General features: G+C 43.4%; 19 protein-coding genes. 10 read left to right on the forward strand and 9 right to left on the reverse strand.

Translation table 11 applies throughout. The features are described 5' to 3' along the window. Nucleotides 1-22 precede the first annotated feature (22 nt). Nucleotides 23-1165 carry an aldo/keto reductase gene (locus tag G626_RS0109460; protein ID WP_022932546.1) on the forward strand — a complete coding sequence of 381 codons (1143 nt, stop codon included), beginning with the start codon at nt 23-25 and terminating at the stop codon, nt 1163-1165. Here the strand turns inward: G626_RS0109460 and G626_RS17520 are convergent. The 9 genes from G626_RS17520 to G626_RS0109505 all read right to left on the reverse strand — a co-directional run bounded on the left by G626_RS17520 (nt 1162) and on the right by G626_RS0109505 (nt 11292). Next, a complete protein-coding gene (locus tag G626_RS17520) occupies nt 1162-1908 on the reverse strand; it encodes a C39 family peptidase (protein ID WP_022932547.1) in 747 nt (248 codons plus the stop codon). The genes G626_RS0109460 and G626_RS17520 overlap by 4 nt on opposite strands. Before the next feature lie 128 nt (nt 1909-2036). Then, complete coding sequence (locus G626_RS16080) at nt 2037-2306, reverse strand: hypothetical protein (protein WP_022932548.1); 270 nt, start codon at nt 2304-2306, stop codon at nt 2037-2039. Continuing rightward, entirely contained in the window at nt 2303-3691 is a 1389-nt protein-coding gene (locus G626_RS0109475) for a Y-family DNA polymerase (RefSeq protein ID WP_022932549.1), read from the reverse strand. The genes G626_RS16080 and G626_RS0109475 overlap by 4 nt, the downstream gene beginning before the upstream one ends. A 21-nt stretch (nt 3692-3712) precedes the next feature. After that, nucleotides 3713-4195: a Cys-tRNA(Pro) deacylase gene (gene ybaK / locus G626_RS0109480; protein ID WP_022932550.1), complete on the reverse strand. Its 483-nt coding sequence runs from the start codon at nt 4193-4195 to the stop codon at nt 3713-3715. Between the two features lie 82 nt (nt 4196-4277). Continuing rightward, complete coding sequence (locus tag G626_RS16085) at nt 4278-6446, reverse strand: glycoside hydrolase family 31 protein (protein ID WP_033421758.1); 2169 nt, start codon at nt 6444-6446, stop codon at nt 4278-4280. Nucleotides 6447-6458: 12 nt separating this feature from the next. Further along, nucleotides 6459-8264 (reverse strand): hypothetical protein, encoded by a 1806-nt coding sequence (locus G626_RS16090; protein WP_022932551.1) that lies wholly within the window; start codon nt 8262-8264, stop codon nt 6459-6461. A 12-nt stretch (nt 8265-8276) separates the two neighbouring features. Beyond that, on the reverse strand, nt 8277-9068 hold the full coding sequence (locus tag G626_RS16095; RefSeq protein ID WP_022932552.1) for a rhomboid family intramembrane serine protease: 792 nt from the start codon (nt 9066-9068) through the stop codon (nt 8277-8279). Between the two features lie 20 nt (nt 9069-9088). Beyond that, nucleotides 9089-9721: a response regulator transcription factor gene (locus G626_RS0109500; protein WP_022932553.1), complete on the reverse strand. Its 633-nt coding sequence runs from the start codon at nt 9719-9721 to the stop codon at nt 9089-9091. Then, on the reverse strand, nt 9718-11292 hold the full coding sequence (locus tag G626_RS0109505) for a sensor histidine kinase (RefSeq protein WP_196800477.1): 1575 nt from the start codon (nt 11290-11292) through the stop codon (nt 9718-9720). The genes G626_RS0109500 and G626_RS0109505 overlap by 4 nt, the downstream gene beginning before the upstream one ends. Before the next feature lie 160 nt (nt 11293-11452). Between G626_RS0109505 and G626_RS0109510 the strand changes: the two genes are divergently transcribed. The 9 genes from G626_RS0109510 (at nt 11453) to G626_RS0109550 (ending at nt 22503) form a co-directional block, all read left to right on the forward strand. Further along, a complete protein-coding gene (locus G626_RS0109510; protein ID WP_027727094.1) occupies nt 11453-13162 on the forward strand; it encodes a glycoside hydrolase family 5 protein in 1710 nt (569 codons plus the stop codon). A gap of 230 nt (nt 13163-13392) precedes the next feature. Further along, complete coding sequence (locus tag G626_RS0109515) at nt 13393-14262, forward strand: BRO family protein (RefSeq protein WP_022932556.1); 870 nt, start codon at nt 13393-13395, stop codon at nt 14260-14262. A 2-nt stretch (nt 14263-14264) separates the two neighbouring features. After that, entirely contained in the window at nt 14265-14579 is a 315-nt protein-coding gene (locus G626_RS0109520; protein ID WP_022932557.1) for a helix-turn-helix domain-containing protein, read from the forward strand. Between the two features lie 69 nt (nt 14580-14648). Beyond that, on the forward strand, nt 14649-14960 hold the full coding sequence (locus G626_RS0109525; RefSeq protein ID WP_022932558.1) for an ATP-dependent Clp protease adaptor ClpS: 312 nt from the start codon (nt 14649-14651) through the stop codon (nt 14958-14960). Further along, on the forward strand, nt 14953-17382 hold the full coding sequence (locus G626_RS16100) for an AAA family ATPase (RefSeq protein WP_022932559.1): 2430 nt from the start codon (nt 14953-14955) through the stop codon (nt 17380-17382). Before G626_RS0109525 ends, G626_RS16100 begins: the two co-directional genes overlap by 8 nt. Next, nucleotides 17363-18316: a sugar ABC transporter substrate-binding protein gene (locus G626_RS0109535; protein ID WP_022932560.1), complete on the forward strand. Its 954-nt coding sequence runs from the start codon at nt 17363-17365 to the stop codon at nt 18314-18316. Before G626_RS16100 ends, G626_RS0109535 begins: the two co-directional genes overlap by 20 nt. After that, entirely contained in the window at nt 18313-19818 is a 1506-nt protein-coding gene (locus tag G626_RS0109540; protein WP_022932561.1) for a sensor histidine kinase, read from the forward strand. Before G626_RS0109535 ends, G626_RS0109540 begins: the two co-directional genes overlap by 4 nt. Further along, nucleotides 19811-21376 carry a response regulator gene (locus G626_RS0109545; protein WP_022932562.1) on the forward strand — a complete coding sequence of 522 codons (1566 nt, stop codon included), beginning with the start codon at nt 19811-19813 and terminating at the stop codon, nt 21374-21376. Before G626_RS0109540 ends, G626_RS0109545 begins: the two co-directional genes overlap by 8 nt. Then, nucleotides 21376-22503 (forward strand): substrate-binding domain-containing protein, encoded by a 1128-nt coding sequence (locus tag G626_RS0109550; RefSeq protein WP_022932563.1) that lies wholly within the window; start codon nt 21376-21378, stop codon nt 22501-22503. Before G626_RS0109545 ends, G626_RS0109550 begins: the two co-directional genes overlap by 1 nt. Nucleotides 22504-22651 lie beyond the last annotated feature (148 nt).

Here is a 22651-nt window from a genome sequence, read left to right on the forward strand (position 1 = left end):
CACAGACTTTGGAGACCCTCTTATGAACAAACGACGACTTGGAAAAACAAACCTCATGGTAAGCGAAATTGGCTTTGGCGGTGAATGGCTGGAACGGCACGAATTTGATGAATCTGTTGGCCTCATAAAATATGCACAGGAGCAAGGAATAAACATAATCGACTGCTGGATGCCAGACCCAAAATCCCGCGACATAATTGGAGAGGCAATAAAAGACTGCCGCGACAAATGGTATGTTCAGGGGCACGTCGGCTCCACCTGGCAGAACGGGCAGTATGTACGCACCCGCGATATGAAATTTGTAAAGCCTGCCTTTGAAGATTTGTTAGCCCGCCTTAAAACCGACTACATTGACCTTGGAATGATTCACTATATTGATTCGGAAGAAGACTGGAACAACAGTATGAACGGCCCCTTTATTGATTATGTAAAAGACCTTCATGAGCGCGGAGTAATCCGCCACATAGGACTCAGCACCCATAATCCTGTTATGGCGAAACGCGCAGTTCTTTCCGGCTTTGTAGAGATGATTCTATTCAGCATTAATCCGGCCTTTGACATGCAGCCTCCGAGCGAAGACCTTATGCAGATGTTCGGCTGGTACGAGGACAACATGAAAGGCATTAATCCCGAGCGCGCTGAGCTCTACCGCCTTGCAGAAGAAAAAGATGTTGGCATAACCGTCATGAAGGGCTTTTTAGGCGGCAAGCTTTTTGATGCAGAAAATTCTCCTTTTGGAGTTGCATTTACTCCAGCCCAGTGCATTCATTATGCTTTAACCCGGCCTGCGGTAAGCTCCATTCTGTGCGGCTATGACACTACAGTCCAGATAGATCAGGCCGTAGCTTACGAAACCGCCAGCCCAGACGAAAAAGATTATGCCTCTGTAATTGCAAATGCTCCTTATCATTCCTATAAGGGGCAGTGCACTTACTGCGGTCACTGTAAGCCATGTCCGTCAAATATTGATATTGCCATGGTAAATAAATTTTACGACCTTGCAAAACAGCAGCCGACAGTTCCTCAAAGCATTCAGTCTCACTACGAGCTTATTCCCCACAAGGCCGCCGAGTGCATAGCCTGCCGAGCCTGCGAAAGCCGCTGCCCCTTTGAAGTAAAGATTGCAGACCGCATGAAAAAAGCGGCAGAGCTTTTTGGATGTTAGCCTTTACAAACATAGAACATATTCCGGTACAAAGGCATTTTCAGCATTGATGTGTTCCAGAGTTTTTTGAACTCTTCCAGCGGAATTGTTCTATTGTAATAAACTGTTTCCCCGCTGGTTGGTGCTGTATCGAGGGCCGGCTCTATAGCCTTTCCATCTTTATCAACATTTACCCAACTCTGAATTGAATCTGCAAGGTAAAGCTTTTCTTCGTCATAACCTGTAACAGTTGCAAAATGCAGGTAACTCTTATTTACAAAGGAGCGGATTACAACAATTACCGGCCGTCCTTTTTCAAGCTCATTCTGCAGGGCAGCAAAGTTTCCTGTACACGCTGTCATTTTGATTCCTCGCTTTTTGAAAAAGCCTGTGATTCCCTTTGGAAAAGCAAGTCCGCCCTTCATCTGAAAAGGCACTTCCTTAAAGGCTTCTTCGCCGCCAATCTGCACTCCACTATGACGAAGCACAAAAGCTGATGAAAAACCGGCACAGCCACCGCCCTGCTGAAACTCAAAATATGAGCCGGCAGGAGTCCTTACTGTCTGGGCAGTCGGACTCACAAAATATTTTCCGCCCTTTGCATGACGTTCAAAGCGTGGCAGCAATGGCCCCATCAAAATGATATTTACGATATTTGTGATTATAAAAGCTGTAATACAAAATTTAACAAGTTCCCAAATAATTCTGCCGACCATAGCGCCTCCTTTTGCCTTACTTTTCGACTCTTTCTTTGCCTTTTTCATATTAGCCTCCAAAAGACCTGTTTTTCAAGTTACATTTGCATGATAAGGGCAATTTTTTGAGCGCACAAGGGGCTTTTTGGTAAGATGCAGATTTGCGGGGGTAAAGTATAAAAATCTAAGGGTAAAAATTACTCCCCTAACTCTGCAATTTCCTGATCTATTGTTTTTTGGATTGCTTCGTCAAAGCCTGTAAGAGCCGCAAAGGGCAGGAAGATTTTTGCCCGCTGCGAAAGTGGCATGCGGTTAGGAAGAGAATCATAATTCCAGTCATAGTCGAGGATATCGGAATATTTTGAATCACTGTCATCCCGAAACGAAGCACTGTCATCCCGAACTTGATTCGGGATCTCATTCATAGATGCTGAAACAAGTTCAGCATGACGTTTGTCGTCTTTCACGCCTTGTGTCCTCCTATCTGAGAATTGCGGTCTATTGTTGTGGCACCCTCTTCCAGGTCCATTCCTTTTAAGATTGCATTCTTGCCGTACTTGCGTATGATTTCCAGACGGGCCTTCTGCAAACTGTTTTCTTTTTCCTGATTGAGGCCACCTTCTTTTTCATCAACTTCATCAAAAAGTCCCGGCTGCCGCAGGCTTTCAGGTTTTGTATTATTTGCAGTGATATTCACGCGGCGCACCAGCCATGCAGGATTTGTGATTCTTTCGAAAAGTTCCACAAAGGCATCTACAATAGCACGCGAGGAATTCGTTTCCGAGCCCAGCGAAGCACTTCCGTGGGCAGGCTTTGGAACTTCGCGGCCATAAAAATCGCGCACCACTTCTCCATCAAAATCTTTTAGATTAAGGCTTTCTACATCATAACCCACCTGAAGAGTAACAGACTCTGCAACAAGCTTCTTCTTAAACAAATCAAGTGCAAGCAGTTCCGCCATCTCCCTCACAATGATTTTTGCTTTTTCAAAAGTATAAGGCTCATGAAGCACCTGCCCGCTCCCAAGACTCTTCGCTTCAGATTTATAATTCTTTATATCCTTCATACCAACCGGTTCAAGTCCCCAGGCGTGGTCAATTAAAATCTCCGCATCAATTCCAAATTCCTTAAAAAGCAGATCGGGATTATCAAGCGAAGTTCGGGCAATATCCCCCATGGTTCGGATAAAATATTTGTTAAGTCTCTTAGCTGTAGCCCGCCCCACCCGCCAGAAGTCAGTCAGCGGCTGATGATTCCAGAGCTGACGTCGAAAGCCCGTAACATCAAGCTCAGCAATGCGAACTCCATCCTCGTCTGCAGGAATATGCTTTGCAACAATATCCATGGCAGCCTTACACAAAAAGAGATTTGGAGCGATGCCGGCAGTCGCTGTAATTCCGGTTTCATGCAGTACCTCGCGAATTACCTTTACAGCAAGCTCGTGGGCACTCAGCTTATAAAATGGCAGATAACTTGTCGCATCAATAAAAACTTCATCAATAGAATAAACGTGAATATCCTCAGGCGAAAAATAGCGGAGGTAAACATTGTAAATGCGGGTTGAATACTGGATGTAAAGAGCCATGCGGGGCGGAGCCACAATGTAGTCCAGATCCTTTCCGGTTTGTCTTTTGAATTCCCGGGCCTTAGCCTCAACCTCAAAAAGCCGCGACCGCCCGCTGAGCCCGTAAGCCTTAAGAGCCGGGGTAACCGCAAGGCAGATAGTTTTACTGGTACGACTCTTGTCCGCCACAACAAGCTTAGTCGTAAGCGGGTCCAGCAACCGTTCCCGGCATTCCACAGAGGCATAAAAAGACTTTAAGTCGATTGCGATGTAGGTTTTGTCGGGCATGAGGCAAAGGGTCTCCCTGTCCTAGAGTTCAAGATCAACTACTGTAGCGTCGGTAGCTTTAATAAGGTCGTTGGGTGCAATTTTGATTTGCACACCACGCTGGCCACCGCTGATGCAGACCTGGTCGTGAAGGATTACAGTTTCGTCGATAAAGGTGCGGAATTTTTTCTTCATGCCGATTGGAGTGCAGCCGCCGCGGATGTAACCGGTAAGTGCTAAGAGTTCTTCTGGGCGCACAGGGCCGATTTCCTTGCAGCCTGCAGCCTGGCGGGCCTTTTTGAGATTTATTTCTGATTCTGCGCTCTGACAGAATACACAGATTTCTTTACTTTCTGTGCGCATTACGATTGTCTTGAAAACAGTTTCAGGAGCAACACCGAGTTTTTCGGACAAGCGGAGAGCAGCTCCTTTTGCAAGCTCGTGCTCGCCGTCATCTTCATATTCAGCAGTCTCGTAAGGAATTCCAAGTCCATCAAGGATGCGCATTGCATTTGTTTTCTTCATGATGATAGTTTAACAGAAAATGCAAGATTCGTCATTGTATATCATTGTATAGACTGCTTCGTCGCGAAGTGCCTCGCAATATCTAGATCTCTGCTCCCTCCCGCACAAAGAGTGGCATTTTTTGAATTGGAGCTTCTGCTTTAATCCACTGACCGCCCTTCAATTTTTCTCCTGTCCAGAAATCATACCAATCGCAATCAGCAGGAAGATAAACATCAATAAGAGGTGAAGTTTTATAAGGCACAGCAGCATCTGCCAGCTCGTATTTTTCAAAATCAATAAATGACTTAGTTACCGGACAAACCATAATTTCAGGTCCGAACATAAACTGAGTCGAAATATCAAAAAGTGACTTATCATTAAACTCCATAAAAAGCGGCCTTATAAAACTTTCGTCATTTTCACTAACCCGCTGAGCCACCTGCTTTATATAAGGCAGAAGCTTGTAACGAAGTTTGATAAAACTAACAAGTGTGTCATAAAAAACATTTGTCTTGTCGCAGAAGGCCCAGGGCTCGCGGCGGCAGTCTGTTCCATGGGCGCGGAACATTGGAAGAAAAGCTCCAAACTGAAACCATCTTGTATATAATTCGCGATAGGCCGGGTCGCCGTTTGCCTCAGAATAATCTCCGTTCCAGTACCAGGCTTCTCCACGCTTTACAAAAAAAGCTCCTATATCAACAGTCCAGTAAGGAATGCCCGAAAGGCCAAACTGACAGGCCTGCACCACCTGATTTTTGAGAACGCTCCATTTTGCAGAGGTATCGCCAGACCAGAGTGTAACTCCGTAACGCTGACTTCCTGGGTAACCGCTTCGGGTAAGAGTCAGTACAGGGCGGTCCGGAAAATCGCGAGTCTGTCCTTCAAACATTCCGCGAGCATGATAAAGACCGTAAGCATTTGCCTTTTGAGGGGGCATGATGTCGCCGCTTGCCTGAAGATATTCAGCATAACTATTTTCCGGCAGCGGCTTTTCTATATGGCCCCACTCCGGCGTGAGAGGTTCGCTTGAATCACACCACCAGCTTTCAACACCTAAGTCAGCAAGGCCTTTTTTTGCCTGCTTCCAGTAAAGCTCGCGGCCGGCCTTGTCAAAAGCATTGCAGATATTCACACCGGAAAGCAGAGTACCCGCTTCCTTCATCTCTTTATAATTTTCTGATTTTTCGTCCATTGTCGGCCAGATGGAAATCATAAAATGAACATCATCTTCGTGAAGCTTTTTTACCATAGCAGGAATATCCGGGAAGCGTTTTTTATCAAAGGATTTCTGTCCCCACATTCCATCCTCCCAGGAAAGCCAGTCCAGAACAATCAGACTGAGAGGGATGTCCCGCTTTTTAAATTCTGCAACAGTATCCAGAATCTCCTGCTGACTTTCATAACGCTCCTGAGACTGAACATACCCCAGTGCAAAATCTGGTGGCAAAGTTGCCTTTCCTGTAAGGGAACGCATACGTCCAATGATTTTAGAAAAACTGGCCGGTGCAATCACAAAATAATCAAGATAATAATCTGCATTTGTATAAAAGTAAGAACCATATTGCGTGTCACTAAAAACTGCGGGACTCTGTGTTGTAAAAAGCAAACCATAACCACGACTGGAAATCAAAAATGGAATTGCGATTTTTTTATTTGCCTGATGCAGATACTGGGTAGTGCCGCGATAGTTCCACACCCCTTCTTCCATCTGTCCAAGACCAAAAAGTTTTTCATTGGAAGCAAAAGCAAAGTTCACTCTTGTATGATAAAGACTTTCAACATATTCCTTATCTGCGGCAAGCACCCGTTTTTTTAGGCCGTCGGCAGTTTTCACTTCTTCTGTTTTTATCTGGCCGACAGATTTATAAACATCAAACTTTTCAATGGAATGGCTATGCTCAAAGGCTTCAGAAAAAAGCGGTGCTTCCTCTACCTGTCCGCCCTTTGCACCACCAGAAAGCTTAAATACCTTTACAGCCCCGGATGCCCTGCAAACGTGAACAGCAAGTCCCTTAGTACGAACAATAATTTCTTCAGCACTTTCTGTCAGCGAATAATCATCCTGCTTCAGCAAAGTCAAATCTGACAGCAGCATCCCCTCGCCTTGTCTTTTATCAAAGTCACCATTTTCAGAATAGGACACTCGGAGCACATCTTCAAAATATAAACGAAGCCTGAGTATGGACTTTTCAGATTTAAGAAAAACTTCTCCCCCATTGCAAGTCACACTCTCGATTCTATCTGATTTTCCAGCTATTGCAGTAAGCATAAAATCCTCTTATTAATATTTTACTTCAAAGAAAACAAAATCTCCCGGCTGAATTCTTACATGAAAGAGAGCCTCGTTTTCTTCTGAGCCCAGCTTGATTTTTTGGACTCCGAAAGGCTCCAGAGTTTGAATTGTCCACGGCATAGGCTTTTCACCGTCAGAAAGGCGGTGCAGCTCTTTTGCCTCTCCCCTAACGTGAAGGTCAAATTCCTGCGGCGCGCAGCCATCCCAGGTGTGACAGTAAAGACCATAAGTTTTATTATCGTAAGCAAAAAGCGAAACGCCTACGCCACCATCAATTGTAACTCCGCAGACATCCAGCTCCTGGCGAATCTGAGTAAGAACTTCAACCGGCAGGTCATAAAGCTTAGACGGCATATCAGGAACTGTTAGAACTGTTAGTCTACCCTTACCATAAGTATCATAGCACAAAATACTTTCATGATATTCACCATGGCCCGCATTCATCACAGACCAGGTGGCATTATTGCGGTGTTCAATCGAAGGGAAGGTAATCGGCACGGCTCCCTTTACGTAAGCAGTTCTATAATTTCCGTTTATGTTGTAATGGAACTCGTCGGCCGTTAGTGTGCGCTCACGATAACTAACGCCCGTTAGTTGCCCCAGCTGCTCAGGGCATTTTTTCAAGGCGCCAATCACAAAGCCGCTTGTTACGATTGCGTTTCCGCCTGCCTTCACGAAAGCTTCAATCTTCGAAATTATCTTTTCATCTTTCAAAGCCGATGCAGTCAGCAGCACCTTGTTAGCCCCCGCTTTCACTCCGGCCCCCGCAACCTCACTAAAGGTCGGAAAGTCACAAACCGGCTCCATAGGAACTCCAATCATGCCAAGGAAATCTTCCAGATGATCTTCACCCTGTGAATTAAAAGGAAGATAAGTCTTTAAGCCCACAGGCTCTCCCAGCTGCCCCACAATTGCATCAAGCTTTTTATACATAAAGCCAAGCGGAGTTGCACGTTTATTTCCTGCCAGAGCCGGCCAGCAGAACATCATAATTTCTTTTGGCTTTGCAAAGGCAGTAAGATAAGCCTGCTCAAGATAAGTATCAATTCTGTCGCAGTCAAAAGGATCAAACCAGCCGCCGCCGTTACGACCGGTAGCAACGCTTTCAAAATAGCGCATGAGAGAATAACTGAGATAGCGAGGCAGGTGCTGATCTGTCTGAGCTCCGTGACGGGTCTCTGTCCCGGTATAAATTGAATCAAAAATCTCCGGCTGCTGTCCCGGGTTATATCCGGTCTGTGCAAAGCTTTCCCGCCAGTTTGGATATTTGATGATTATGTGAACCTTAGGATTTACCTTTTTTGCAGGCCCGATAATCAGGTCGCGGGAAACTTCCATCATCTTTTCAAGACGGAACTCTTCCCAGCTGCGCTCGCCTTTCTCGCGGATACAGTCCTCACACTGACATTGAGTAAAAAAGAAATCATCTATAATAAACTCATCAAACTGACTTGCAGTATATTCGCTGACTTCCTTAAGGCGGGCCCGCATAGGCTCATTGCTGTAACAGAAGGTATTAAAAAGGCGTTGACGTTTTTTATCGGTCTCGTTCAGGTCCGGAGTAACAGTTGTAATTCCACCCGAAACTTCAATTCGGTAATCCTTCATAACCCGCTTGAACATATCAAGCTGTTCTTTTTTAGCAAACTCGTCGCGGTAGGTTTCCAGATAGATTTTGTCTATGCCGACATATTTCTGTAAAAAATCAGCCTGCTCACGAAGTTCTTCTTCTGTGATGTGATTTACCCAGCCGGCAACGCAGTAGGTTACGGTTTTGAAGTTTTTATAGTGCATGATTTTCTCCTTTTAGAATTTCAAAGTACCGACTACGGTTGTCTCATCGTCATCATCATAAGATTTTTTATTCCGTGGACTATTGCGGTCAAGTTCTTCTGCATAGGCAGCTTTTTCTGCCCGGCTCAAAAGTCCGCCTCGTCTGCCACTGCCGTCAGCCCCAGCCGCACTCTTTGTTGCCTTCTTTTCCGCCTTCATTTTTGGAGAAGTAAGGAAAGCAAAAAGACTTCCGCACAGGCCGCCCGCAATACAGATGATGATTTGTACAGTTCCTGCCCCGCTAAAAATCTGCAGCAGAACAAAAAGCACCATCACAGCCGCAAAAGACAGAGGAAACTTCTTTTTAGAAAAGGACATAAAGGCATTGAGAAAAATCATCATGCACAAAACCGGCACCGCGCCCACAAGACTGGTCTCACAGAAGCAGGCATTAAGAACACCGGCAAATAGAGCCGACACAAAAATCATAATTCCGATAATCACTGAACCATAACGTTCTTCCATGGCAGGGCCCAGAAGCATAATCAAAATCAGATTAGTAAAAAGAAGGGAAGCCCCGCCGGCAGCAGCTCCAAAAATATAAAAAAGAAGGCGCAGGTAAGAAAGCGGCGCAGAAGGAATAAAGGGCAAGACTCCCGCCTGACTGGTAGGAGAAGCAAAGATTTTTTCCAGCCCGCCAGCCTTCCCGCTTTTTGCCAGAAGCATATTTAATAGAAAGATAATTGCAGAAACAATCACAAAGGTCAAAGTTACAGGTGCATCGTAAGCAACTTTTAAATCAATTTTAAATTTCTTTTTAGCCATAAAAATATTATAGCACAGATTTATTTAAAACGCTCAATCAATTCTTCGCGGCTTTTTACACCGATTTTTGCATAAAGGCGGCTGGTATAATTTTCAACGGTTCGCGGAGAAATAAAAAGTTCGTCGCAAATTTCTTTGTTTGATTTTTCCTGAAGAATCGCTTCAAAAATATTGCGTTCCTGCTTTGAAAGCACAGACACAATTGAGTCAACTTTATTCTGGGCTTCGGTCATATACTGCTCAAGATATGTACCACCGCTCTGCACAACATCCAGGCAGCGGGCAAGTTCTTCTTCCTTTGCAACCTTGGAGATATAGCCTTTTGCACCGGAATCTTTTGCCTGCAAAACAAAGCCTGTTGTATCAAACATTGAATACATAACGCATTTTATTTCCGGCCATTTTTCCGAAATCTTTTTTACAAGCGAAAAGCCGGTTTCACCAATCAGCTGAACGTCAACAATTATAATTTCTGGAAAGGCTGTATCGCGAAGCTTCGCGTCCATCTTGCTCAGACACTCAAGACATTCCAGGCATTCTTTTGAATCTGCAAAATCTTTGGGAACCCGCCAGGAGGTGTGCTGCTCGAGCCAGGCTTTAAGTCCGTTCCGCACCATGTTATGGTCATCTACGATATAAAGAATGTTTTTCATTTTGCGCTCTCCAAAGGTAATTCGATTTTGATTTCCATACCGTCATTCTGTGCTGTAAAAAATTCTATCTGCCCGCCGATAAGCTCCATTCTGTCCTTCATACCGCGGAGCCCCAGATGCTCTTTGCTCTTGAGCTTTTTGGCAAGTTCATTCTGATTGCAGCCAATGCCGTCGTCTGTAATGTAAATCAAAAGTGCTGGCTTGCCGCCGCCGGAAGAATCGGCCTTTTTAATAAAGATGGAAGCCTGGGTTGCATAAGAATGCTTTTCTATATTCGTAAGCGCTTCCTGAATTACTCGGAAAAGATTTTGAGTTTTTTCTTTTTCAAGCACCGGATATTCAAAACCTTCTTCAACCTTAAAGACACAGGGGATATGGGTTCGCGCACTGAACTGCTGAACCAGCGAATTGATTATAGAAATAAGTTCAAACTGAGTAGAATCTCCTTCGCTGTGGCTGGTAAGTTCCGCCGGAGTGAGATTGTAGCATATGTTACGCAGCTTAATTATGCAGTCGGTTGCAAGGTCTTCAATTTTGGTCTGTCGCGTTTTAGAAGCCTGGTCCACCACAAGATTTTCAGTTTCAAGACGCAGCACGCGGATATCCTGTACAACCGAGTCGTGAATGTCCCGGCTGATTTTTGCGCGTTCTTTTTCCTGAATATCAAAAATCATTTTGTTGTGCTCAATACGGGAAGCTTCCTTTTGACCACCCCGTATTTTCTTAAGTACAAGAATCAAGACCACAGCAAAAATCACAAGAACTACAACAAAGACTGCAACAAGCGATAGCTGTGCCAAGACTTTCTGCTTTCTTGCATAAGCCCGGTCAATTTTTTCCGCCGCCTTTTTTGCAAGCTCCAGACTTTCGTATTTTTTCAGTTTTTCTGTAAGACAGTTAAATACCCACCAGGAGCTTTCATCTTCATCGCAGATTAAAAGGGTGTAGTCGGTAAACTTAAAGCACTGTTCATGCTCATGAAATTCAGAGGAGTTAGGCCGTTTTACTTCCATAAAATTATAAAAGGAATTAAAGCTTGCCTGCTTTACAGCTTCTGGAATTGAAAAAATAAAGTTTCCGCCAGTATCTTCTATTTTATAAAGCTGTCCGCTATGCTCTGCAGTGTCGTGCAAAAGCCAGACACCGGTTTTATTCACAGCCAAATAACCTCGACCTTTATCCATAGGTGTTGAGTCGAGTTTAAGCGGATTATCCTTAATTCCTGTCTGTGATGCAATCCAGAGCCCGGGAGAATTTCCCCAGGCAGAACAGAAATAAAACTTTTTTGAAAAAGGACTAAAGACAATATTTCCGACTCCACTCCCAGAATCCCAGAGTTTATGGATTCTTACGTCTGCCATGAATCTGCCGTTCAAAAAGTAATAAACGACATCTTGCCATTCTATGTCATCTGTTACATGCATTAAAAAAAGAGAATTATCTTCATTCCCAACACAGTTCCACATCCAGAGATCTTGCAAATCTTCATGATGATCATCACTCTGGGCCGAAAGGGAGAAAAGTATAGTTATAGAAAAAACGACAATACAAAAAATCTTTTTTATATGCATAATTTTATTATACATCAAGATTTCTAAAATGATATACAGAGTTGAACTCACAAAAAATTGTGAGTTCAACTCTGTATTTTTTTCATAAAAACACTCTGATAATTGTCTTATAAACAACGTCACTGATGCGATGTTGTAAAATATTTTTATAGGAGTGTTTATGAAAAAACTTTTAATCTCTTTGATTTTAGCTTGCAGTATGTTTGTTGCATTTGCACAAGCTAGTCTGCCTTTTTCAAAAGGTATCAATTTACCCTTATATTTTGAAGACTGGACGAATCCTATGGAACCGGATGGATCATATTCTAATACGCCGCCTTTAAATTTGAACAGATATGACGAAGCAGACTTTGCCTGTCTTAAAGACATGGGTATTGAAGTCATAAGGCTTAACTGTTCTTTTGATATTTACACAGATAAACCTCTTGGTTACGGAACAATTTACGATGAAGTTCTTAAAAAACTTGATCAGGTCTGCGACTGGGCGGAAAAATATCAGATCTATCTTATAATCGACAATCACAACAATCACATTTATAATCAGGAACGCAATCGAAGTAATCTTAAAATGCTGAGACCTCAGCTTGAAGCTGTATGGACACAAATTGCCCCACGCTATAAAGACAGAAGCGAATACATAATCTACGAAATTATGAATGAGCCACCAAGTAAAGATGCAGGAAAATGGTATAAACTCCAGGAAGAAATGATTAATCTGATCAGACAATACGACAAGACTCATTCTATTGTCGTAACCTGCTCTCCATGGTCTCACCTGGAAGCTCTTGTAAAAATGAAGCCTCATAAAGATGAAAATCTTATATACACCTTCCACAATCCTGGTCCAGAAGTATTTAACTTACAGGGAGCAGCCTGGGCAGATCCGGCAATTTCAGATTTATCCGGTCTCCCATTTCCTTACGACAAATCTCGTCTTCCAAAACTGCAGGGAAGAACAAAAAATTCCTGGGTTCAGGATTATATTCAGAACCAGTATAGGACAGAAGGAACTGAAAAGTTCCTAACCCAAAAGTTTGACACAGTCGGTAAATGGGCTGCAAAAAATAATGTAAGAGTTTTTTGCGGAGAATTACCTTCAACTATTTACATAAATCTCGAAGACCGTGTGAATTGGATTAGAACTGCCGTTGATGCCTGCAAGAAAAACAATATTGCTTATTTAAGTTGGGGAATTGGAGAAGATCAGGGTTTCTTAAAGACAGATAAAGAAATATCTATTTTCCCGCAGGCAGATGATTTTGAAGTTGCTGCTCTGGAAGCCTATGGATTTAAACTGCCGGATTCCTCTTTGATAGAAAAAGCAAGAGAGTTACACTTCCCTCAAAAACCATATACAGTATTTGACGGAATTGCCGGAAAGGGTTCAACTATTGGAATGTGGGGAAACGCTAAAATTACAAAGGAAGACAAATCTCAAAGCTGGTGTTTTAATGCATCATATCCTGCAAAAGAAATTGGTATGAAAATTATACCCTCAAATATCATTACATCTGAATTTAAAGATAATGCAGATAATATGATTATAAGTCTTTCTGTAAAATTTTCTACGCCACGACAAGTCTTTGAATTAATTCTCCTGGATTCTGATGGAGGAGAGAAAGAGCTTCCATGGTCAAAAAGCTACATAATAAAAGCTTCTGACTATTCTGTTGGAGACTGGGTGAATATTGAGCTCCCGATTACAAAGTTTGCAGACGGTCAGGGAGCCTGGTCGGATGTAACTCATAAATGGTATGATTTGCCGAGCCAGTTTGACTGGACCCGCTTTGAAAATCTCTATTTCAAATTTCCAAACTCAACAGACCCCGGCAGCATCCTCATCGACGACATCGTGATTAAGAAGAAATAAGCTATATGTCATTGCCTGACTTAATCGGGCAATCTGTAATAGATTCCCGCGTCAAGCGCGGGAATGACACTGGGCGGAGTATGAGAATGACACAGGCATCTGCAAATGCGGGCGGCTATCATATCAGGCAATTCCAGTCATACCGAATTCGTACTAAAATAAGTTAATATTTTTATACAAATCAGTATATTAAACTTGACTTTGAAACAGTTTGTTTTATAATACTTCCTATGGAAGATCAAATCTCAAAATCATTTGAAAACTCTTTTATTCGCACTGTCTGGAATGAAGCTGAAGAAGAATGGTATTTTTCGGTAGTTGATGTTGTGGGAGTGTTGACGGAAAGCAGTGATTATCAAGCTGCCAGAAATTACTGGAAAGTTTTGAAAATTCGTCTGAAGAATGAAGGGTTTCAACCGGTTACAAATTGTAACCAGTTGAAAATGAAATCAGCAGATGGAAAAATGCGTCTAACAGATGTTGCAAACACAGAACAATTATTGCGCATAATTCAATCCATCCCATCCAAAAAAGCCGAACCCTTCAAAATGTGGCTTGCCCAGGTTGGTCGTGAGAGAATAGAAGAAACTATAGATCCTGAACAGACGATAAATCGCGCTTTGGAAACCTATGCAAAAAAAGGATATTCCCGCGAATGGATTAATCAGCGTTTACAGGCAATTCAGGTAAGAAAAGAGCTTACAGATGAATGGGAACAGCGTGGAGTAAAAAAAGGCGTCGAGTACGCCATCCTCACCGATGAAATCACAAAAGCCTGGTCCGGAATGACTACACGCGCATATAAAAATCATAAGGGACTTACAAAGCAGAATCTTCGTGACAATATGACGACAACGGAGATTATCCTCAATATGCTTGCGGAGACTGCAGCAAAAAATATTTCACAGGCAGAAAATCCAGAAACCTTTGAAGAAAATCAGTCTGTTGCAAGGCGTGGCGGAAGAATTGCAGGAAATGCCAGAAAAGAACTGGAAGCAGAAATAGGCCACTCTGTTATTTCCGAAAAGGATGCAAAACAAATAAATACTGTTGTTACAAATCTTATTGAAGATGTTTCAAAATCAACAGAGGAAAAATAATTATGGAATCGGTAATAAAGACACTTCGCGAACAGAACAGATATACTCAGGTAAAGCTTGCCCAGGAGCTTGGTATTTCACGCCAGGCACTCATAAAATATGAAAGCATGGAACAGGAGCTCCCTGTGAATGTGATTCGGGGGCTTTCCAAGATTTTTTCTGTAAGTTATGAATGTTTAATTGACAACACATTACCGTCCCCTGATACAGCAGAAGATGAAGCAATGCTTAAGCAGCTAGCCCGTAATTTTACTAAACTCAAAGCTTCAGAAAAAAAAGCTGTCCTTGAAATGACAAGAATCATGGCGAATGCTTAGGAGCCGAGGCTCCTCCCTCCTAACTAATTTTTTATAGAATTCTCACTCAAATTGTGTTATATTATAGTCATGAGTGATTACAATAATCAGATATCACAGGCGGGAAGCGGAGTTGCGGAAGACACCTCTGTTATGCTGCCGCCGGAACGAAAGGTTGTTTTTTATAACGACGATTTTACTACCATGGAGTTTGTGGTAGACGTTCTGGTTTCAATTTTTAATAAATCTCACGACGAAGCAGAGGGGCTTATGCGCACTGTGCATGAGCAGGGCTCTTCTGTTGTCGGCGTTTATACTTATGATATTGCGGTTTCTCGCACAAATCTCACAATTCAGGCGGCCCGCAAAAACGGATTTCCGTTGAGGGTAGAAGTTGAGTAATCAGGAAAAACAGCCGGGAAGCATAAAGCAGATGAAGGTGAGCACAATGCTCAGCCGGATTTTGTCGGAATCGCTTCTTGTTGCAAAGGATTTTCATCACGAATTTTTCACCCCGGAGCATGTGCTTGCCACTGCCATCCGCGACGAATTTGTTGAGCAGCTTTTGCAGAACAGCGGTGCCGATACTAAAGAGCTTAAATCCGAAGTAAGCAACTACCTTACAACCCAGCTTCCTGTAATTTCCGAAAACGCTAATCCAGAAATAATTAAGGCTCCGGTTGAGTCTGCAGGCTTTCAGGCTATGATGAACCGCGCCGTTTTCCATTGTATTTCCTGCGATTCTGACATGATTGATATCACCGACATTCTCCTCAGTATGTTCGATGAAAGCAAGAATTACAGTTCATATTTTCTTAAGGTTTGCGGAGTTGAACGACTGCGTCTGATGGAAAATATTACAAAGCTCCGCCCTCCAAGACGACTTCCCGGAGCCACTGGTCAGGGGCCAAACGGACAGCCGGGAGCTGGCCCGGATGGAATGCCGGGTATGCCGGGCTCAAACAATTCCGGCGGTCTTAAACGCTTTGCCGTAAACATGACAGAGCTTGCAAAAAAAGGCGCTTATGATGTGCTTGTCGGCCGCGAAGCAGAAATTGAAAGAACCGTGCAGGTGCTCTGCCGCCGCACAAAAAATAACCCTCTTCACGTTGGAGATGCCGGTGTTGGTAAAACTGCCATCACCCAGGGACTGGCTCAGCGCATTGTAAACAATCAGGTACCGGATATTCTAAAGGGCTACACAATTTACTCTCTGGACCTGGGTCTTCTTCTTGCAGGCTCTAAGTTCCGCGGTGATTTTGAAGAGCGTCTTCACTCGGTAATTGACGAGCTCAAAGAAAAGAAAAAATCAATCTTATTTATAGATGAAATTCATATGATTATGGGAGCCGGCGGAAACGGTTCCAGCCAGGTAGATGCGGCAAATCTTTTAAAACCTGTTCTTGCCAGTGGCGAAATCAAGGTGATTGGCTCTACTACTTTTGAAGAATATTCCAAGAACTTTGAAAAGGACCGCGCCCTTGCCCGCCGCTTTCAGAAGATTGATATCCTGGAGCCGACCGCAGCCGAGACAGTTGAAATTATCAAAGGTCTTATTCCTAAATACGAAAAACACCATAACGTTGTTTACTCTGCAGGCGCTGTTGAAGAAGCAGTTAAGCTTTCGGTTCAATTTATGCCGGACCGCCGCCTGCCGGACAAGGCAATTGATATTATTGATGAAGCCGGCTCATACCAGCACATTCTGAAGTCAGGCGGCTTCGCCGGCCGCACCGCTAAGCGCCCCGGCGCAGTTGCTCACCCGGGTCTCGTTGCATCCGAGGCTAACCCTAGCCGCATTTCCACAGACATAATCCGCCGCGTAACTGCCAAAATCGCCCGCGTTCCAATCGAGAGCATGAAGGGCGAAGAAAAGGATGCTCTGCGTGAAATAGAAGCTACAATGGCAGCCGACATCTTCGGTCAGGCAGCCGCTATCCAGGCCCTTGGAAAGGCGGTAAAGAGAGCCCGCGCCGGCTTCAGGAACCCTGAAAAACCGGAAGCCTGCTACCTCTTTGTAGGCCCTACAGGCTGCGGAAAAACAGAGCTTGCCCGCACCCTAGCCCGCCTGCTCAAAGAACCTCTTCTCCGCTACGATATGTCTGAGTATCAGGAAAAGCATACCGTGAGCCGCCTCGTAGGTTCTCCTCCGGGCTACGTTGGCTTTGAAGAAGGCGGTCAGCTCGTAAAGGATGTCCGCAAAAATCCGCGTGCCGTAATTCTCTTTGATGAAATTGAAAAGGCAAACGAAGACATATACAACGTACTGCTTCAGGTAATGGACTACGGCCAGCTTACAGACAACCAGGGCCGCAAGGCAGACTTCCGTTCCTGCATAATCATTATGACTAGTAATGCCGGTGCCCGAGACCTTGAAAAAGGCAGCATAGGCTTTGGAGGCGACAAGGACGGCGGCGTAAGCTTTGCAGAACTCGAAGCCTCTCTCAACGACGCAGTAAACCGCGAGTTCCCTCCGGAATTCCGTAACCGACTGGACGCAGTTATTCCATTTAATTATCTGGACCTCGAAGTTGCAAAGCAGGTTTGCCGCAAGGAAGTTGCCCGCCTGGCAGAGCGCATGAAGGAAAAGAAAGTAAATCTTACAGTTACCGACCGCGCCATCACCTACATCACCGAGCTGGGCTACTCAAAAGAGTTCGGAGCCCGCAACATTGCCCGCACTGTAGAAGACGAAATTGCAGATAAGCTGGTAGACGAAGTTCTCTTTGGCCGTCTCGAAAAGGGCGGAGATGTTAAGGCTGATATAAAGAATTCAAAAAAGTTAAACGGTATCACATTCATTTATGGAAAAGAAAACAGCTAGGCAATTAAAATATGTTCTCTTAATTGTTTCATTCACTGCCCTCCTCGTTTTTTCCATTGTTTTTTTTGCCGCATTTCTTTCACCACACACCCGACCTCAAAATCAAAATGAATATAATCCTTCGGATAACTGTCTTTATCATGTTATCATAACCGGCACCTACGAAAATCAAAGTTTTCTTTCAGATGTTTACAAGGGTGCTTCAAAGTTAGCCGGAGCTTACAAAACCGTAGTAGACCTTCACGTTCCAAAATCACAGGCAGATACAGAGTCACTTCAAAGTCTTTTAGACTACTGTTCCTTCCTAAATGCAGACGGAATTATTTTTTACCTGGACTCTTCTGATGAAACACCTGTACTTTTACGCCGCCAGGACGGCCCTTCAATTCCAATCATTACAACCGGCCAGTTCTCTCCAAACATCCAGCAGATTTCTTATATAGGAACGAACAACTGGGAGCTGGGAAAAAAGATTGCAGACGAAACCAGCTACTTCCTTCCGGTCGGAGGAAACGTTTACATAATCAGTGACTCAAACGACATCAATTCAAATACTCTCATCAGCAGCATTCAGTCTGCTCTTGGAGATAACCAGACAATCACAACAAAGGTAATCGAAAAGGTTACCCCGGATTTGACAATTGAAGGCAGAGACAATATTTTTATTTCTCTTACCGAAGATGACACAATTGTTTCGGCCCAGCTCCTTTCCGAAATGTTCGACTCCTTCCGCTACAAGCTGATAGGAATCGGGGGCAACGAGGTTTGCCAGCTTTATCTTCAGAAAGGCTGGATAGGCGAACTTGTTTCTCTTGATCCGGAAAAAATCGGAGAGACTGCAATCCGCGAATTATTTGAATACCGCAGCAAGGGCTATGCAAACTCTTATGTTACAGCAGATGTAAAAACCATACGCAGCGAGGACCTGAGATGAAGTTGAAAATTGTTGACTACATCAGAAACAAAAGTCTCCGCTGGCGAATCATGGCTTGTATCGGAATTGCAATTCTCATCCTTGCAGCAAGCCTTTTTACAACCATGCGCCTTTCTTACTATTCAATGCAGAACCTTGGAGATTCCTATAAATCAAACTCCGAGCTTACTTATTTTTCCCAGGCCGTAACCACAACCGAAAAGGCAATGGAAAATTATGTGAGTTACCGTTCCTTTGAAAGTATTGATGCCTACTATAATTCACGCACAAAGGTAGAAGTTTATTATGAAAGCTTGCAGGACTTTCCTTCCAAAAACGAAGTAGCCCACAAAGAATATATAGTCCATCAGCTTACAGAAGCTTTTCTCTACTATAGTAATCTTGCAATTTCTGCCCGCCGCGCAAACAACGAAGCAGAAATCCAGCTCAACTACAATTATGCAATGGACAGCTACAACTACCTTACATCGCAGATCCTTGAGCTGAACAATCTGCGACTTCAACAGAACGCCCAGCGCTATGACCAGAACCAGTCCCGCATTCTGATTTCGAATACTATCAGTGTAATTTTCTTCCTTGTTTTTACCCTGATGATTTTCATTGTGCTCTATCTGACAATCACTTCAATTATGGAGCCGCTTGCAGATATTTCCGAGGTTGCCCATAAGGTTGCCCGCCGTAATTTCGATGTACCGCTTTTTAACAGAACTTCAAATGATGAAATAGGAACCATCTGTACTGCCTTTGACCGAATGATTATCTCTATCCGCGAGTATATTGATACCATCTGGGAAAAGGCCCGAACAGAAGCAGAGCTCAAGGAAAAGGAAATTGAAATGCAGGCTCTTTATACCGACGCCCAGCTTAGGGCCCTTCAGAATCAGGTAAATCCTCACTTCCTTTTTAACACCCTCAACACTGGTGCCCAGCTTGCCATGATGGAGAACGCCGATAAAACCTGTTACTTCATTGAGCAGGTTGCAGACTTTTTCCGCTACAACATTCAGCAGCAGGAACGCCTTGTTTCGATTGACGAAGAACTTGGTTTGATAGATAATTTCGTTTATATAATGAAAGTACGCTTCGGAAACCGTCTGGAATTTACAAAGGAGATTCCAGAAGGAAGCTTCCCTCAGCATATTCCTTCCATGACACTGCAGCCGCTTGTAGAAAACTGTATTAAACACGGTCTTAAAAACACAAAGGGCAAAGTAACACTTAGAGTTGAAATTGAAGAAAAATTCATTGTTATCAGTGTAAGTGACAATGGTGATGGAATGCCGGAGAAAACGCGGGAAGCAGTCTTCAAAGCAGTTGCTTCTGAAAATACAAGACTTCCGGCCGAAGCTCTGGATGATAATTCGACTCATAACGGAACAGGACTTATCAGCGTTTTCCTGCGCCTTCAGCTTCAGTTCCATCGTTATGATCTTTTTGATATACAAAGCGGAGACAATGGCCAGGGTACAAAATTTATAATCAGGATTCCAAACCATGTTTAATATATTAGTAACAGATGACGAACAGATTGTTATTGATTCTCTTTCCTTTATCATCAGCAAAAACTTTCCTGATGAAGCAAAGGTATTCACTGCCCTTTCCGGAACAGAAGCCCTGGAAATTGTGATGAAAGAAAATATCGACATTATGTTTACTGATATTAACATGCCGGGCCTGAACGGACTTGAAACTGTAAGCGTAATTACAAAGCTTAAGCCAAATATTGTTTTTGTAATTCTTTCTGCCTTCGACCGCTTTCAGTATGCTCAGGAAGCAATTAATCTTGGTGCCTATAAATACATTACAAAGCCTGTAAACCGTAACGTAGTTGTTGAAACAATCCGGGGTGCCATGCAGCTGGTAGAAGAAAAGCAGGGAAAGCTTAGCGCAGACCGGGAGCTTCACAAAAAGCTGGATATGGTTTCTCCAATGATTGAGAACGATTTTATCTACGCCTGTATTTACAACAACGACAAATCTACAGACCTTTCTTCATATCTCGATTATTTTAACATTTCTGATAATCCCTGGGTTTTCTGCTGCTTTGAATTTCCTAACATCAATTCAGAAAATCAATACAGCACCTATCTTAAGATTCATGAGCTTTTGAATACCGAACACCGCTGCCTTGTAAGTTCCTTTATGATGAACCGAATTGCAGTATTCTTTCCTATATTTTCTGCTACCCCGGATTATAACGAAATTCAGGAACAGATAAAAAAGCTCTACACCAGTCTCTGCTATAATATCACCGCAGGAATAAGGGCCGGCGTAAGTACAATCTTCAGCGATAAAACTCAGCTGCAGGCTTCCTATGCAGAATCGCTTTCTGCCCTTAACAAGGCAGGTTCCAGTGGTGGCCTGATTTTCTCTGATGGAATGAGCTATTCGGAAGAAGCTGATGTGGCTGCTAAAAAATCCGGTAAAGCTGAATTCAAAAATCAGATTATAAATAAACTCAGCGCCGGCGATACAAATGGGGTAAAATCCTTCCTTGAACTTTTTGCCTCCGAGCTTATTACTCAAAAGCTTGCTGCAGATAAAGTAAAAAATTCTTTCTTTGATTTGATAGTTACCGCTAACAACGCAACACGTGAGCTCAATAAAAACTTTACAAGCGATACCTTTGACAACGCCTTTTCAATTCTGAGTTCAGAAAATGACATAAAGCTTATAAAAGAGTTTGCCCAGAAATTTCTTATGGAATGTACTCATGCTGTTGCCAGCGTAAAGAAGGCAGAAGAAAATCCTATCATCAAAAAGGTATGCAGCTATGTAGAAGAAAATCTCGCTGATGATATTTCTCTGGAAACCGCAGCTGATTTTGCAGGTGTAAGTTCTTTCTATTTAAGTAAACTCTTCAAAGAAGAAAAAGGCGAAACCTTTATCAATTATATTTCCGACAAGCGCCTGGAAAAATCCCGTCAGCTGCTGGAACAGACTGAACTTTCAATTAAAGAAATTACGGCAGAGGTAGGCTACAACGATCAGAACTACTTCAGCCGAATATTTAAAAATAAATATGGACTTTCTCCAAAGGAATACAGAAAGGTAAAATAATGTTAAAAAAGTATTTTCATTCTGAACTCAAAAACCGTCATCCTGAACTTGTTTCAGGATCTATTGCAAAAAGATTCCGAAACAAGTTCGGAATGACAGTTATCTTATCTCTTATTCTTCTGTGTAACCTTTCCTGCAAAAAACAGGAAAGCACCACACAAAACCGCCCTGCCCGTACAACTTCTGCTGCCGCAGCCCGCCCTCTTACGATCGGCTTTTCAATCGATACCCTGGCCATTGAACGCTGGCAGCGCGATATGGATGTTTTTATTAACAAAGCCAAGGAAATGGGAGCCGACGTAATTGTACAGAACGCCGGTAATAATATAGAAGAACAGAACCGCCAGCTTATGTATCTGCTGGAAAGAAATGTAGATGCCGTTGTAGTACTTCCAAAAGACGCCTCTTCAATAACCGAAAGTGTACAGAAGCTGCGGGCAAAGGGAATCCCGGTTATTTCCTATGACCGTCTTGCACTTAATGCAGACATCAATCTTTACCTCACAATAGACAGCGAAAAAGTTGGCGAACAGATGGCTCAGGAAATGCTGCGCCGAACAAAAGGAATTAACTGGTATTGTATTCTTGGCCCTGAAGAAGATTACAACATGACCCTGATTATGGAAGGCGTTACCCGTATTCTAAGAACCAGTTCTGTCCGCCTGAATCATATTTTTTATACTGATGGCTGGAACTACGACCTTTCTTACCAGGAAATGGTCCGCATTCTAAAGAGCGACACCTTCCCGGATGCCATTATCTGCGGAAATGATGCGGTTGCCGCCAGTGTAATTGATGCAATCAGCCGATACTATCCGGATACTCATATCCCTGTCTGCGGCCAGGATGCAGATATTTCTGCCTGCCAGTATATTGTACAGGGAAAACAGGAATTTACTATTTATAAACCTATTATTCAACTGGCAGAGGTTGCCGCCGAGTGCACCGTAAAGCTTGCAAAACATGAAGAAATCTCCGAAGACCGCTACCGCATCAGTCCGATTAAGAACGGCTTTGGTGATATTCCTACAATCTGGCTGGAGCCTACCTATGTTGATAAATATAATATCGACAGAGTGATTATAGATTCCGGCTTTCATTCTGCGGCCTCGGTGTATAAAGACTAAAACCCGGTGGTTGAGTGCCGCGAAGCGGTATATCGAAACCACCGGATCCACTTCACATGTGGTTTCGATACGGCTTCGCCTACTCAACCACCATAACTTTAGCACAAAATCCACCACAAAAAAATCTAGATTTTCACACATTTCCTAG

The sequence above is a fragment of the Treponema bryantii NK4A124 genome, from assembly GCF_000421345.1.
In the GTDB taxonomy this organism is placed as follows: Bacteria; Spirochaetota; Spirochaetia; order Treponematales; family Treponemataceae; genus Treponema_D; species Treponema_D bryantii_B.

Coding starts and splice junctions, on each gene's coding strand:
- G626_RS16090 (WP_022932551.1), bottom strand. CDS start 8,264: ATGCACTATAAAAACTTCAAAACCGTAACCTACTGCGTTGCCGGCTGG.
- G626_RS0109510 (WP_027727094.1), top strand. CDS start 11,453: ATGAAAAAACTTTTAATCTCTTTGATTTTAGCTTGCAGTATGTTTGTT.
- G626_RS0109525 (WP_022932558.1), top strand. CDS start 14,649: ATGAGTGATTACAATAATCAGATATCACAGGCGGGAAGCGGAGTTGCG.
- G626_RS0109475 (WP_022932549.1), bottom strand. CDS start 3,691: ATGCCCGACAAAACCTACATCGCAATCGACTTAAAGTCTTTTTATGCC.
- G626_RS0109460 (WP_022932546.1), top strand. CDS start 23: ATGAACAAACGACGACTTGGAAAAACAAACCTCATGGTAAGCGAAATT.
- G626_RS16095 (WP_022932552.1), bottom strand. CDS start 9,068: ATGGCTAAAAAGAAATTTAAAATTGATTTAAAAGTTGCTTACGATGCA.
- G626_RS0109540 (WP_022932561.1), top strand. CDS start 18,313: ATGAAGTTGAAAATTGTTGACTACATCAGAAACAAAAGTCTCCGCTGG.
- G626_RS0109515 (WP_022932556.1), top strand. CDS start 13,393: ATGGAAGATCAAATCTCAAAATCATTTGAAAACTCTTTTATTCGCACT.
- G626_RS0109545 (WP_022932562.1), top strand. CDS start 19,811: ATGTTTAATATATTAGTAACAGATGACGAACAGATTGTTATTGATTCT.
- G626_RS0109550 (WP_022932563.1), top strand. CDS start 21,376: ATGTTAAAAAAGTATTTTCATTCTGAACTCAAAAACCGTCATCCTGAA.
- G626_RS0109500 (WP_022932553.1), bottom strand. CDS start 9,721: ATGAAAAACATTCTTTATATCGTAGATGACCATAACATGGTGCGGAAC.
- G626_RS0109520 (WP_022932557.1), top strand. CDS start 14,265: ATGGAATCGGTAATAAAGACACTTCGCGAACAGAACAGATATACTCAG.
- G626_RS16085 (WP_033421758.1), bottom strand. CDS start 6,446: ATGCTTACTGCAATAGCTGGAAAATCAGATAGAATCGAGAGTGTGACT.
- ybaK (WP_022932550.1), bottom strand. CDS start 4,195: ATGAAGAAAACAAATGCAATGCGCATCCTTGATGGACTTGGAATTCCT.
- G626_RS0109505 (WP_196800477.1), bottom strand. CDS start 11,292: ATGCATATAAAAAAGATTTTTTGTATTGTCGTTTTTTCTATAACTATA.
- G626_RS0109535 (WP_022932560.1), top strand. CDS start 17,363: ATGGAAAAGAAAACAGCTAGGCAATTAAAATATGTTCTCTTAATTGTT.
- G626_RS17520 (WP_022932547.1), bottom strand. CDS start 1,908: ATGAAAAAGGCAAAGAAAGAGTCGAAAAGTAAGGCAAAAGGAGGCGCT.